The following is a 13,397-nucleotide window of genomic DNA, read 5'->3' as shown; positions in this document are numbered from 1 at the left end:
GGGGTGGTGGACGTGCTCACTGGTCGTCCTCCTGCTTCAGGATCAGGCGGAAGTAGAAGGACATGGCGGCGAGCAGCATCAGGATCGTGAGGATCGAGATGGCGGCGGCGAGGCCGTAGTGCTGCTGTCCGAGGCCCTCGATGTACGCGTAGACGGGCAGGGTCTCGGAGCCTCGGTCGGGGCCGCCGAGGTTCATGGCGTACACCTGGGCGAACGCCTTGAAGACCCAGATGATCTCCAGGAAGGTGGTGATCATGAAGAAGGGCTTGAGGTTGGGGAAGACCACCGACCAGAAGGTCCGCCAGCCGCCCGCGCCGTCCATCTTGGCCGCCTCGTACAGCTCGGACCCGATCGTGGTCAGGCCGGCGTACATGTTGAGGGCGACGAAGGGGACGGAGCCCCAGACCACCAGCAGGGTGACGATCACCAGGGTGGAGAAGCCGGTCTCGAACCAGTTGTGCTGGTCGTAGCCGGCGAAACCGAGCGTGCGCATCAGCCAGTTGACGACACCGAACTGCTCGTCGAAGAGCCAGCGGAAGATGGTCACGGAGGCGACGATCGGCATGGCCCAGGCGAACATCAGCGCCAGGGAGAGGGTGAGGCGCATCTTCTTGCCGAGGCGGTTGAGGAGCAGTCCGATCAGGGTGCCGAGACCCATGATCAGCAGCACATTGGCCGCGGTGAAGAAGACGCTGCGCAGGACGACGTTCCAGAAGTCGGAGTCGCCGAGCAGCTTGGTGTAGTTCTCGAAGCCGATCCAGACGGTCTCGCGGGTGATCATCTCCCGCCGGTTGACCTGCTGGAAGGAGAGCATCACGTTGCGGATCAGCGGGTACAGCAGGAGCGCGGCCATCGACAGCAGCGCGGGCGCGATCAGCAGATAGGGCAGGAGGCCGCTGGGCAGTACCCGTCTGCCGCGAGGAGGCGGCGTCGCCTCCACGGGGCCGGAAGCGGGTGGTGGAGTCTGCGGCGTCGCCCTCCCGGGCGAGCCGGCGGAGGCGGAGTCCACCGCCCCGTGGGAGTCCACGGTCATGGTTGTCTTCCTCGCGGTTCTGGGGCTGCCTCCCCGGCGGGGGCGGGCTCCCGCCGGGATGGGCCGCGCCCCTCGGCACAGGGACGCGGAGCACTGCGACGGCCCGGTGGTGCGGCCGCCTCACGGGCGCGGCCGCACCACCGGGTGCTGTGGACCTACTCCTGGTTGACGCGCTCGGTGATGACCTTGTCGGCCTCTTCACCGGCCTTCTTCGGGTCGGTGCCCTTCAGGACCTTGGTCATGTAGTCCTTGATCGGGTTCGGCGCGGTCTCGACGTTCGCCCAGCCCGGGGTCACCGGGGTGATCTTGCCGACGGGCGCGGCCTGAGCCATGGCCTCGGCGAAGGAGCCGGCCGGCGGCTTGAACTGGGCCGCGTCGTTGTTCGGGAGCAGACCGCCCTCGGTGGCCTGCGCGTACTTGGCCATGTGGTCCTTGCCGGCCGCGAGCGCCAGCCACTCCTTGGCCAGGTCCTTGTTCTTGGACCGCTCGGCGATGGCGAGGTTGGAGCCGCCGAAGAAGACGGAGCCCGGCTTGTCGGCCGTCTTGCCCGGGACCGGGAAGTAGCCGAAGTCGGCCTTGCCGCCGGCCTTGGTGATGGCGTCGATCGCGCCGCCGGCCTCCCAGCCGAGACCGATCCAGGACGCGACACCGCCCTTGGGCACGATGTCCGTGGACTGCTGCGGGGTCGCCTCGTCCTTGTCCTTCGGAGCGGTGGAGAAGGACTGCAGCTCCTTGTAGAAGTTGATCGCCGCCTCGGCCTCGGGGGTGGCGAGCGAGCCCTTCCACTTGTCGCCGTCCTTGACCGCGAGGTCGCCGCCCTCGTCCCACACGAAGCCGGCGTAGACGTACCAGCTCTGGCCTGGCAGGTAGATCGGCTGGATCTTGGAGTCGGACTTCTTGATCTTCTCCAGGCCGGCGATCCACTCGTCGCGGGTCTTCGGCGGCTGGACGCCGGCCTTGGCGTAGGCGGCCTTGTCGTAGATCACCACGCGGTTGGCCGCGTACCAGGGGGCGGAGTAGAGCTGGCCGTCCAGTTCGGCGGAGGCGACCATGCCCTTGTTCCAGCCGTCGTAGCCCAGGTCGGCCTTGCTGTCGGTCAGGTCGGCGAGGCCGCCGGTGACCGCGTAGCCGGCGGTCTGGGTGTTGCCGAGCTCCAGGACGTCCGGCGGGGTGTCCTCGGAGAGGGCCGTGGTGACCTTCTCCTGGATGCCGTTCCACTGCTGCGTCTCGACCTTGACCTTGACGCCCTTGTGCTTGGCCTCGAACTCCTTGTTGACCTCGGCTATCCAGGCCTCCGGAGCGGAGCCGTCCATGACCCAGACGGTCAGCGTCTTGTCCCCGCCGGACTTGCCGCTGTCACTGCCGCCGTCGTTGCCACACGCGGCGACGCCGACCATCATGCCCGCGACGCCGATCGTCGCGACGAGCTTGCGCTTCACGCAATCCTCCTCAGGGATGCCTGCAAACCCTGCCCACCGCGAAGCCTTACCTAAGGAGTAGTGCCTGTGGGGCTGGGACATGGTCTCTAGTGGTTTAGACCAGTAACCGGGAGCTTGGCCTAGACCTATAGGGGTGTCAAGGGTGTATAAGAAGGGCTGTCGTGTCCGTTATCGGACCGACACCTGAGGGAGGGCGACGACCCGCTACCGGTCCGTGCCACCATGTGAGCCGCGACAGACGGAGGAGCCGGTGACGGCACGAGCGCAGCAGTCGGAAAGGCGGGCCATGACCACGGACGGGGGTGGCACCGAGGCCGAGAGCGGAGCGGGCACGCGTATCGCGCGCGTCCCCAAGTACTACCGGCTCAAGCGGCACCTGTTGGACATGACGGAGACCCTGCCGCCCGGCACGCCGGTACCGCCGGAGCGCACCCTCGCCGCGGAGTTCGACACCTCGCGCACCACCGTGCGCCAGGCCCTCCAGGAGCTGGTCGTCGAGGGGCGGCTGGAGCGCATCCAGGGCAAGGGCACCTTCGTGGCCAAGCCCAAGGTCTCCCAGGCCCTGCAACTCACCTCGTACACCGAGGACATGCGCGCCCAGGGGCTGGAGCCCACCTCCCAGCTGCTGGACATCGGGTACGTCACGGCCGACGACACCCTGGCCGGGCTGCTGGACATCTCCGCCGGCGGCCGGGTGCTGCGCATCGAGCGGCTGCGGCTGGCCAGCGGCGAGCCCATGGCGATCGAGACCACGCACCTCTCGGCGAAGCGCTTCCCGGCCCTGCGGCGGTCCCTCGTCAAGTACACGTCCCTCTACACCGCCCTCGCCGAGGTGTACGACGTCCGGCTCGCCGAGGCCGAGGAGACGATCGAGACCTCCCTCGCCACTCCGCGCGAGGCAGGGCTGCTCGGCACGGACGTGGGCCTGCCGATGCTGATGCTCTCCCGGCACTCGCTGGACGCCCAGGGCGAACCGGTGGAGTGGGTGCGGTCCGTGTACCGGGGCGACCGCTACAAGTTCGTGGCCCGCCTCCAGCGGCCGCAGGACTGAGCCCGTCCAGACGCAAGGCCGGTGGCCGCACCCTCAGGGGTGCGGCCACCGGCCTTGCGCGTGCCCGGCCGGCCCGGACGCCGCCGGGCGCCTCGGCACCTTGTGTCCGGCAGCAACGTGACAGCACCCGTGAAGTGGCTGGTCGCCGGAGTGCGGACGGGGCCGGAGGCCATGACCCCAACCGGCCGGGGCAGTTGGTGCCACCCGTGAATTACTGACTCCGGACAGCGGATCGAGCATTCTGGAACACGTCGAAGGGAAACCCGGCAAGGGCCCCCGGCCGAGGACTGCCGAAGAAATTCGACGAATTCCTTTCGCGTCGCCGACGCGTTCCCGACCGCTCGAAGGAGTATTCCCGTGCGCGCTTCCACCGCCCTCACCGCCGCTCTCGCCACCGCCTCCGCCGCGACCGCCGCCGTCGCCCTGGCCGCCGGCCTCGCGCTCGGCACGGCCTCCGCCACGGCTCTCGCCGACGGCCCGGCCGTCACCCCCGCCGCCGCCCCGGTGACCACCGCCGCTCCCGGCGACGACACCGGCGACGGGTTCTCCTGGGGCTGAGCGAACCACTCGCACACCCCGGGAACCCGCGATCTACCTCATCGGCATCTCGCTGGCCGCGCCCCGCGCGGCGGCCCCCGAACCCCCCGCGCGGCTCCGTGTGCTGAAGGCCCTGGAACGGGCCGTCGGCCCCGCGGACCCGATCGAGACCGCCCGGGCCCTGGTCGTCGGACGGTCCGTCCGGATCGCCCTGTGCGTCGACGGGCCCTGCGAGATCGAAGCCATCGGGCACGCGCTGGACGTCTGCCGGCGCCTGCTCACCACAACACCGGAATTCGCGCACTACCGCATCGCCGACTGCAAACTCCTGTGAGACCTTTTTCAGTTCCGCCTGCGACGCACCGAAAGGTGACGCACCGAAAAGAGAACGGGGAATTCCAGCCGTGCTCGTGCACATTCTTGGCCCGCTGCGCGCCGAGGTCGACGGCGTGCCGGTCCCGCTCGGCGGCAGACGGACGCAGACGATCCTCGCCCTCCTCGCCCTGGAGGAGAACCGGGTCGTCCCGACCGACCGCCTGGTGGACGCCGTGTGGGGAGCCGCCCCGCCCGCCAGCGCCCGCACCCAGATCCGCATCTGCGTCTCCGCGATCCGGCGCGCCGTGGCCGAGGCGGCCACGACCGGGCCGGGCGGGGCGGGCGCCCCCGGACCGGGCGGGGCGGGCGCCCCGGCAGAGGACCCGATCGAGACCCACACCCTCGGCTACCGGCTCCGCCTGCCGCCCGGCGGACTCGACTCCGCGCTCTTCGACGCCCGGGTGGGCCGCGCCCGCCGACTGGCCCGGGAGGGGCGCAGGGCGGAGGCCGTCCTGGAGCTGCGCGGCGCGCTCGCCCTCTGGAACGGGCCGGCCCTCGCGGGTCTGACCAGTCCGGCGCTGGAGCCGGCGGTCCGCCGGCTGGAGGAGGAGCGGGTCCGGGCCACCGAGGAGCGGCTGCGGCTGGAGCTGGAACTCGGCCGGCACGAGGACGTGATCGGCGAGCTGATCGCGCTGACCGCGGAGCACCCGTTCCGGGAGCGGCTGCACGGCCAGTTGATGCTGGCCCTCCAGCGGTCCTGCCGCACGGCCGAGGCGCTGGCCGCCTACCGGCGCATCCGGCTGACACTGGTGGAGGAGCTGGGGATCGAACCCGGGCCCGAGCTCAGCGGTCTGGAGCAGGCGATCCTGACGGGCGAGCGCCTGAGCGCGTGAGCGCGTGAGCCGGCCCGGGCCGGCGGGGCAGACCTGGTGGGGCAGGGCAGGCCGGGCGGGGCAGGGGGCAGACCTGGCGGGGCGAGGGCTTCACAGGGTGATCCACAGGTCCTGGAGCCGGTGCTCCGAGATCCCGTCCGTGGGCCTCAGCTCGTAACGGTGTGCCCGCACGTCCCCGGCCGTGAACGCCCAGTCCACCCGCCAGAACGGCAGCGGCCGGTTGAAGACGCTGTCCCAGTCGAAGCCGACCGGGGCCGGGAACTTCCAGCTCAGGGGCAGCAGATCGGTGTTGGCCTCCAGGGCGTCCCGGGCCAGTGAGCGCACCCCGTCCAGATCGCGCATCGCGGCTGTCGAGTTGAAGTCGCCCGCGATCACCACCGGGTGGGGGTTGTCCCGCAGGTCCCGTTCGAGGCCCGCGACCTCCTCCCGCCGCCAGTCGAACTTGCGCTGGAAGTAGGCGTCGAAGTCGAAGTCCGCGAAGGGGTTGAGGTTGTCCGGCGCCAGCTGGACCGTGACATGCACGTTGTAGACGCTGAGCACCCGGTCGCCCACCTGGAGGTCGGTGCGCATGACCTTGTCCCGTTCGAAGATCCGCTTGAACGCGGGGGACGTCTCGCGGTCGAGTTCCTTGCCCGGACCGACCAGCGGCTTGGCCACCACGGGGAAGCGGGAGATCGTCAGCAGCTCGCCCCGGCGGGCGATATGGTAGCCGGGGAACTCCTCGCGCAGGCGGGCGTCGTCGTCGATCCGCCGGTAGCCCTCCTCCCCCAGGCCCGGCTGCCACAGGACGTGCTCCTGAAGGAGGTAGACGTCCGCCTCCTGGCGGTGCAGCAGTTCGTACAGCCGGTCCACGCCGGTGTCGGCGGCCCAGTACTGGGTGTTGAGGGAGACGATCCGCAGCGCGCCGGGCGGCACCGTGGGCTCGTCGCGCCAGAGGGCGGGCCAGTTGATCCCGGACCCGGTGAGCAGGGCGAGGACCAGGGCCGTCGCGGAGATTCCGGCGGCCCAGGGGCGCCGGCGGCCGCAGGCGGCGGCGCTCGCGGCGAGCAGCAGGGCGGGGACGGCCAGCAGGAGCAGCGGGGGCGCGGCGTCCAGCAGGATCGCCCAGTGCCAGCGTCCGCTGACCTGCCAGCGGACCACGGCGTACAGCAGCCAGAGGACGGCGAGGGCGCAGAGCAGCCGGCCGTACCAGAGCCGCAGGACGCGCGCGACGCGCCGGACCGGGCCGGGGCCCCCGCCGGGCACGCCCGGACCGCCCGGACCGGCGGCGGGGTCCCCGGGCCCGGTCGGGGCGGAACGGGGCTCCGGCGGCTCGGAATCGGACCGAGCCGGAGTGGAGCCGGGCTCCGCCGGGGCGGGGGACGCGCCCGGGGCGGTCCGGGCGGGCCGGGTCTCGTGGAGGGTCATGCCGCACCCGCCTGGAGCCGGTACATCCGCCGGAAGCGCCCGCTGACCGCGTACTGCGCGAGCCCGAGTGCCAGCCCGCCGACCACCGCCGTGTTGACGAGCAGATGCGCGGCGGTGAAGAAGGCGAGGAAGGCGAACCCCCGCTCCCGCCTCACGAAGCGGTACTGCCCGAGGTCCGCCAGGACCGTCCCCGCCAGCGCCGCGAGGAAGACCGCCGCCGCCCACGGGGTGAGGACGGCGAACGGCAGGGCCGCGACGGCCAGCCCGCCCAGGGCGGAGGCGGCCGCCCGGCCGCCGGTCTCCATCCCCTGCATCGCCCGCCCCCGGTCCAGATAGAACGGCACCCGCAGCCGGCTGCGCACGAACGCCTTGCGCAGCAGCGGACGCATCCGGCTCTCGTCCGAGAGCTGTCCCCGGATACGGGAGCTGAGCAGCATCGGCCAGCGCGCGGCCATCCGCTCGGCGTGGTCGATCTCCTCGGTCTGCCGCAGCGCGGGGTTGAACCAGCCGGCGTCCGTGAAGGCGGCCCGGCGGACCGCGCCCAGGGCGTAGAACCCGCCGCTGACCAGCCCTTCGGCACTCTTGCGCCAGTAGTAGTACTGGAGGATGCGGTACTGGCCGACCAGGGTCTCGGTGAACAGCGGCTCCTTGTCGGGGATGCCGAACACCGCGCCGTACGCGGGGTTCTCCTCGAACAGGGCGACCGCCTGGGCGACGGCCTCCGGGTGCATGGTCAGATCCGCGTCCAGGAAGAAGACGATCTCCCCCTGGGACGCACGGACCCCGAGGTTCCGGCTGGCCCCCGGGCCGCCGTTCTCCGGTGCGCGCACCAGGCGGACCGGGTGGGCGGCGGCCCGTTCCGCGCAGCCGTCGGTACTGGCGTCGTCGACGACGATCACTTCCAGGTTGGGGTAGGTCTGCGCGCGGATCGACTCCAGGCACAGGTCGATGGTGCGGCGGTCGTTGTACATGGGGACGACCACCGAGACGAGGGGTTCGGTCATGGGATGTCCTCGCAGGGTGCGGGCGGGGCGGGCGGGGGTCAGAGAAGGGTCGGCAGGAGCAGCAGGGCGCCCCAGACCGAGGAGTTGGCGAGCATGGTCCGGTCCCGGAGCAGGGTGCGCACCGGCTCGCCGCCCCCGCCGTCGACCACGACGACCTGGAGGTAGCGGAAGAGCGCGAAGAGGGCGCAGGGCACGGTGAGCAGGGCCAGGTCGCCGAAGCCGGACTCGGTGCGCAGATACATCAGGTAGCCGATCATCGTGAGGGCCGAGCAGAGGACCAGGACGAGATCGAGGAAGTGGGCCGAGTACCCGACCAGCGCGGGGCGGTGCCCGGTGCCGGAGACCCCCAGCTCGTGCCGGCGTTTGCCCAGGATCAGGACCAGGCAGACGACGAGGACGGTGAGGACCAGCCACACCTCCACCGGCCGGTGCGCCGCCTGGTAACCGCCGATCAGGCGCAGTACGAAGCCGGTCGCCACCACGAACACGTCCAGCAGCGGCAGATGCTTGAGCTTGAAGCTGTAGGCCCCGTTGACGGCGAGGTAGAGCAGCACCACGGCGGTCGTGCCGGTGCCCAGCACGGCCAGGGCCGGGGCCAGCAGGGCGGCGAGTACCACGGCCGTGATGACGGCGGACCCCATGCTCATCCGCCCGGAGGCGAGCGGCCGGCGGCGCTTGACCGGATGGCGTTTGTCGCGTTCCACGTCGGCGATGTCGTTGAGGACGTACACCAGCGAGGAGGCGAGGACGAAGGCGGCGGTGGCGAGCAGGACACGCAGTCCGGTGTCCGGGTGCCAGCCGGCGCCGAGCAGCGGCAGCGGCACCACCGCGAGGTTCTTGGGCCACTGGCCCGGCCGGACCAGGGCGAGCGGGGCGGGCAGCCGCCCGGTGCGGGCCGGTGCGGCGGCCGGGGGTCTTTCCGTGGTTTCCGTGGTTTCCGTCGCTTCCGTGGCTTCGGTCAGATCCTGGAGATCGGTCATGACGCCCTCTCAGAAGAAGATCTTCGCGGCGGACAGCAGCCCCTGCTTCCAGGGGTCCCGGCTGGTGCGGCCCGAGGTGGCCCGGCCGCCGGCGCTCTCCGGCGGGGCGGCGTGCCGCGCGGTGCGCCACCAGTCGTAGGTGCGCAGCACCGCGTCCGCGTTGGAGTGGCGGGGGGTGAAGCCGAGCCGGGCCTTGGCCTTGTCGATGCTGACGTAGGAGTCGTCCATCAGCTTGTGCAGCAGCCGCCCGTACACCGGGGAGAGCCGCAGCCGTTGCAGGGCGCTGAGGACCGCGAGGGCGGGGCGGGCGGGGAGGCCGACGACCCGCTTGCCGTGGCCGGCGGCGTCCAGCACGGCCTGGAAGTCCTCGCGCAGGGTGCCGAATTCGGCGGCGGCGAGATTGTAGGTGTCGTTCGCGATCTCGTCGGAGGCGGCGAGGACGGTGACCACGGCGTCGACCAGGTCGTCCACGGCGAACATCTGGATGCGGACGTTCCCCTTGCCCAGGACGGGGAAGTTGCGGCCCTCCTCGGCCCATTCGAAGAGCATGGAGAACAGGCCCATCCGGCCCGGCCCGACGAAGGTCTTGGGGCGCAGGATCGGTACGCAGAGGCCCGTGGCCCGGTACCGCTCCGCGACCTCCTCGGCCGCCGCCTTGGCGCGGCTGTAGGTGTCGACCGGTTCCCGGGGGTACTCCTCCGGGGTCGGGACCACGGTCGGCAGTCCGTAGACGGCGGTGGAGGAGATGTGCACCACGCGGCGGGTGCCGGCCGCCTCGGCGGCGGCGAAGACGTTCCCGGTGCCGCCGACGATGATGGAGCGGATCAGCTCGTCGGGGTAGCTGGGCAGGGCGGCGGCCGCGTGGATCATGACGTCCGCGCCGTCCAGGGCCCGGTCCATCAGGGCCCGGTCGCGGATGTCCCCGGTGAACTCCACCCCGGGGCCGGGGCGGAGGTCCACCCCGCGGACCTGGTGGCCCTCGGCGAGGAGCCGTTCGACGAGCCGGGAGCCGAGCATGCCGGCCGCGCCGGTGATCGTGATCACCACTGGGAGCTCACCTTCTGCTTGATGAAACGGGCGACCAGAGGGGTCAGCCCGCGGTCGAGGACCTCGCCCAGCGCGTCGACCGTGCGCTCGGCCTCCACCGGTTCGGTGACCAGGGAGGGGCCGATGATCAGCGGGTTGAGGCCGTTGAGGGTGTAGTAGGCGTAGATGCCGTGGTCCTCGTAGAGGGCGTTGATCACCGCGCAGGTGACCAGCTTGGTCTTGAAGCGGGGGTCACGGGCCATGCCGCCGGGGGCGAGCTTGGCGACCAGGTCGAGGACGCGCGGGCCGCCGTCGATGAAGACGCCCCACAGCGCGCCGGCGCCGGCGACCCGGCCGATCTCGTCGGGGAACTCCTTGGCCAGGCGCTCCAGGCCCGGTTCCAGGACGGCGCCCAGGGCCCGGGCGCGGGCCGGGTAGTCGTCCTCGATCGCGATGTTGACGGCCTCCAGGGCGGTGACGCACTCCTCGCCGAAGCCGTAGTAGGTGGTGGAGGTGGACTGGAGGAGGGCGTCGCCGAGGTTGTCGTACGCCTTGCGGAAGACCGGTTCACGGGCGACGAAGGCCGAGATGGAGGACTTGCCGCCGCCGAAGGACTTGGAAGTGGTGAGCACGTCCGGGATGAGGTCCGGGTAGCGCATGAAGTGGAAGAGGCTGCCGGTCTTGCCCCAGCCGGTGTAGATCTCGTCGAAGATCAGCACGATCTTCTCCCGGTCGCACAGCTCGCGCAGCCCGCGCAGGAACTCCTCGGAGCACCACTGGATGGTCGAGGCGCTGAACGGCTCGATGAGGATGGCGTACACGTCGTCCGGGTGGGCGGCGACGGCGCGCTTGACGGAGCCGAGGTCGCCGTAGCGGAAGGTGTCGATGCCCGGGATGGTGGGGAAGCCGAACTGCGCCTGGCCGGTGAGTCCGCCGGAGCCGAGGAGCTTGCCGTGGAAGGCGCAGTCCGCGCGGAGGACGGTGTTGCGCCGGCCCTTGTGGTACTTGTACGCGAGCTTGACGGCCCCTTCGACGGCCTCGGCGCCCGAGTTGGGCAGGAAGGACATGTTCAGGTCGCCGGGCAGGACCTCGGCGAGGTTGTGGCCGAGGGCGGCGAGGTAGGGCGAGAAGTAGGTCTTGTGGACCTCCATCCGCCGCTCACGGGCGAAGCGTTCGCGGGCGGCGAGGATGCGGGGGTGGTTGTGGCCGTGGTTGAGGACCCCGACCCCGCCGGTCATGTCGAGGACGCGGCGGCCGCTGTCGAGGGTGAGGTAGGCGCCCTCGGCGCTGGTGACCAGCTCGCGGCCGAAGCCGAAGGAGGTCATCAGGGAGACCTGGCTCTTGTTCACATAGCGGCGGTAGAGGTCGTGGACCTCGCCGACCTGGAGGTTCTCGGCGTCGTCAAGGGTGTACACGGGCTTCTCCCATCGAGAGGGCGTGGGTGTGCGGGGCGGGGACGGCAGGGGCGGTGGGGGTGGGGGCCGGCTCGGGGGCCGGGGTGACGGGGGCGGGCTCCGGGGCCGGCTCCCGGGTCGGGACGGGTACGGGGGCGGGGGTGCCGCGCAGCCGGGAGAGGACCAGCACCAGGCCCGCGCTGCCGAGTTCGGCGAGGACGCAGACCACCCGGCTGGCGATCGCGACCGCCGCGGCCAGCCCGCCGGGCAGCACGGTGGCGAGGGCGGCCGTGATGGTCAGCTCCCGCACCCCCCACCCGTCGGGCACGATCACGGCCAGGCTGCTGACCACGGTGGCCAGCGCGAACCCGCCGACCCCCGCGCCCAGTCCGGCCCAGGCGGGCGCGCCGACCGCCAGCGCCAGCAGCCACAGATGCAGTCCGGACGCGGTCCAGGAGGCGACCGCCAGCAGGACGGCCCGGCGGACCGCCGCGTCCGGCGGGGTCTCGACCGGCCGTTTGACCAGCCGGGCGACGGCCGCGACCGGCCGGGTGACCAGGGCGGGGCGCACGGTGGCGGCGAGGAAGAACAGCGCCGGCAGGCAGAGCCAGCCCCACTGGCCGGGCAGCGCGGCGGGCGCGGCGGCGAGACTGACGGCCGCGCCGGTCAGCAGGGTCAGGGCCAGGCTGAGGACGTAGGCGGAGGCCATCTGGGAGCCGGGCACCCCGACCGCGCGGCCGTGGGCGACATGGGTGATCACGCCCCAGACCCGGCCGGGCACGTACTTGCTGAGCTGCCCGAGGAAGTAGATCCGGGCCGCGTAGAGACCGCGGATCGGGTGCTCGCCGGGGACGAGGACCCGCCAGGCGTGCACCGCGAGGACCAGCCCGGCGATATTGGCGAGGAGGGAGGCGAGGAGCAGCGGGACCGCCTCCGCGCGGGCGAACGCCCGTGCCGCGGTGGGGCCTTCGCCGCGGACGACCACGTACACGCCGATCAGGGCGGCCACGACGATGACGGGGGTGAGGATCCTGCGGAGCCGTTCGGTCATCGCCCGGCCACCGCCCGCCGGTTCTGGTCCCGGTCCCGGTCCTGGTCTTGGTCTCGGTCCTGGTCTTGGTCCTGGTCTTGGTCTTGGGCCTGCTCTTGGTCTTGGGCCTGCTCTTGGGCCCTGACCTCGCCGCGGCGGGCGTCGCCCCGGGCATCGCCGCCCCGCTCCCCGCCGCGCGGGGCCGGGCCGCGCCGGGCCGCGCGCGGCGCGACGGCCCGTGCCGCCGCCCGGAGGCCGCCCACCGCCGCCCCGGCCAGCAGCGCGGCATGCGTGAGCAGATGGACGCCCGCGAAGAAGGGCACGAAGGCCGCGCCCCTGCGCCGCCCGGCGAACCGCAGCAGCCCCAGGTTGGCCAGCCCGAAGGCGAGCAGCCCGGCGGCCGGCAGCCCCGCGGCGAGGGCCGGCGGCAGCCAGGGCGCCACCGGCAGGGACCCGAGGAAGAGGGCCGCCGCGAGCACCGAGGCCGGGCTGTTGGCGGTCAGGTTGCTCCGACCGCCCCGGCGCGCCGAGAGCAGCGCGGGCACCAGGAGCAGCGCCCGGCGGTAGGTCTCGGCGAGCAGCGGTCCGAGCCGGTGCTCCTCGTCGTGCCGGGCCGTCACCCGCTCGGTGAGGACGATCCGGTAGTGCGGGGCGAGCCGGTCGCTGAACTCCAGGTCCTCGGAATCGCGCATGCTCTCGTCGAAGCCGCCGAGCCGGTCGAACACCGCGCGCGGCACGGCCGCCTGGGCGAAGAAGGCCGTCTCCACCTCGCCCGCGCCCCGCGCCCGCCACCAGTAGGCGTGCAGCACCTTGTAGTGCTCGACCGGCCCGTCGTCGAAGAGCGGCTCCGGGGCGATGACCCCGTGCACACAGCCCAGTCCGGGATCGGCGCGCAGGAGCTCCAGCGCGGCGGCCACCGAGTCCGGGGTCAGGGCCTCGTCGGAGTCGAGGAAGAAGAGCACCTCTCCGGTGGCGGCCGCGATGCCCGCGTTCCGGGCGGCGGAGACGCCCCGGTTGGCGCCGCCGCCGAGCAGGGTGCAGGGATGGCGGCGGGCGATCTCGGCGGTGGCGTCGGTGCTGCCGTCGTCCACGACGATGACCTCGTGGACGGGGTGGGTCTGCGCGTAGACGGACCGCAGGCAGGCGTCGAGGGTGCGGGCGGAGTTGTAGGCCGGTATGACGACCGACACGGTTTGCGTCATGGGCCCAGTCCACCGGGCTCGCGTATTGGCCGGATATCGGTTGCGTATCGCCGGACGGGATCGCCGTGACCAGCCAACTCCCCCGT

13 protein-coding genes are annotated in these 13,397 nt (G+C 72.2%); 4 read left to right on the top strand and 9 right to left on the bottom strand.

Annotated elements, in window-relative coordinates:
- Positions 1–16 precede the first annotated feature (16 nt).
- A complete protein-coding gene (locus tag ABZ457_RS09050) occupies positions 17–1,033 on the bottom strand; it encodes a sugar ABC transporter permease (protein ID WP_359155528.1) in 1,017 nt (338 codons plus the stop codon).
- 155 nt (positions 1,034–1,188) lie between these two features.
- A complete protein-coding gene (locus tag ABZ457_RS09045) occupies positions 1,189–2,472 on the bottom strand; it encodes an extracellular solute-binding protein (protein ID WP_359155526.1) in 1,284 nt (427 codons plus the stop codon).
- Positions 2,473–2,758: 286 nt separating this feature from the next.
- Between ABZ457_RS09045 and ABZ457_RS09040 the strand changes: the two genes are divergently transcribed.
- The 4 genes from ABZ457_RS09040 (at position 2,759) to ABZ457_RS09025 (ending at position 5,268) form a co-directional block, all read left to right on the top strand.
- Complete coding sequence (locus ABZ457_RS09040; protein WP_359155523.1) at positions 2,759–3,523, top strand: GntR family transcriptional regulator; 765 nt, start codon at positions 2,759–2,761, stop codon at positions 3,521–3,523.
- A gap of 357 nt (positions 3,524–3,880) precedes the next feature.
- Complete coding sequence (locus tag ABZ457_RS09035) at positions 3,881–4,081, top strand: hypothetical protein (protein WP_359155521.1); 201 nt, start codon at positions 3,881–3,883, stop codon at positions 4,079–4,081.
- 100 nt (positions 4,082–4,181) lie between these two features.
- A complete protein-coding gene (locus ABZ457_RS09030) occupies positions 4,182–4,394 on the top strand; it encodes a hypothetical protein (RefSeq protein ID WP_359155519.1) in 213 nt (70 codons plus the stop codon).
- 70 nt (positions 4,395–4,464) lie between these two features.
- Positions 4,465–5,268, top strand: coding sequence for an AfsR/SARP family transcriptional regulator (locus ABZ457_RS09025; RefSeq protein WP_359155518.1), 804 nt, complete (start codon positions 4,465–4,467; stop codon positions 5,266–5,268).
- A gap of 90 nt (positions 5,269–5,358) precedes the next feature.
- On the opposite strand, the gene ABZ457_RS09020 is transcribed toward ABZ457_RS09025, so the two are convergent.
- The 7 genes from ABZ457_RS09020 to ABZ457_RS08990 are packed head-to-tail and all read right to left on the bottom strand — an operon-like array spanning position 5,359 to position 13,311.
- Positions 5,359–6,675 carry an endonuclease/exonuclease/phosphatase family protein gene (locus ABZ457_RS09020; protein ID WP_359155516.1) on the bottom strand — a complete coding sequence of 439 codons (1,317 nt, stop codon included), beginning with the start codon at positions 6,673–6,675 and terminating at the stop codon, positions 5,359–5,361.
- Positions 6,672–7,679 (bottom strand): glycosyltransferase family A protein, encoded by a 1,008-nt coding sequence (locus tag ABZ457_RS09015; protein WP_359155514.1) that lies wholly within the window; start codon positions 7,677–7,679, stop codon positions 6,672–6,674. Before ABZ457_RS09015 ends, ABZ457_RS09020 begins: the two co-directional genes overlap by 4 nt.
- 38 nt (positions 7,680–7,717) lie before the next feature.
- Positions 7,718–8,659 (bottom strand): UbiA prenyltransferase family protein, encoded by a 942-nt coding sequence (locus ABZ457_RS09010; RefSeq protein WP_359155512.1) that lies wholly within the window; start codon positions 8,657–8,659, stop codon positions 7,718–7,720.
- A gap of 9 nt (positions 8,660–8,668) precedes the next feature.
- Entirely contained in the window at positions 8,669–9,706 is a 1,038-nt protein-coding gene (locus tag ABZ457_RS09005) for an NAD-dependent epimerase/dehydratase family protein (protein ID WP_359155510.1), read from the bottom strand.
- On the bottom strand, positions 9,700–11,100 hold the full coding sequence (locus ABZ457_RS09000) for an aminotransferase class III-fold pyridoxal phosphate-dependent enzyme (RefSeq protein WP_359155508.1): 1,401 nt from the start codon (positions 11,098–11,100) through the stop codon (positions 9,700–9,702). The genes ABZ457_RS09005 and ABZ457_RS09000 overlap by 7 nt, the downstream gene beginning before the upstream one ends.
- Positions 11,087–12,130, bottom strand: a complete 1,044-nt coding sequence (locus ABZ457_RS08995) for a lysylphosphatidylglycerol synthase domain-containing protein (protein WP_359155506.1) — start codon at positions 12,128–12,130, stop codon at positions 11,087–11,089. Before ABZ457_RS08995 ends, ABZ457_RS09000 begins: the two co-directional genes overlap by 14 nt.
- Positions 12,127–13,311, bottom strand: coding sequence for a glycosyltransferase family A protein (locus ABZ457_RS08990; RefSeq protein ID WP_359155504.1), 1,185 nt, complete (start codon positions 13,309–13,311; stop codon positions 12,127–12,129). Before ABZ457_RS08990 ends, ABZ457_RS08995 begins: the two co-directional genes overlap by 4 nt.
- Positions 13,312–13,397 lie beyond the last annotated feature (86 nt).

The sequence above is a fragment of the Streptomyces sp. NPDC005805 genome, from assembly GCF_040630445.1.
Lineage (GTDB): Bacteria > Actinomycetota > Actinomycetes > Streptomycetales > Streptomycetaceae > Streptomyces.
The sequence above is the reverse complement of the archived record's forward strand: the minus strand, read 5'-3'. Positions and strand labels throughout refer to the sequence as shown.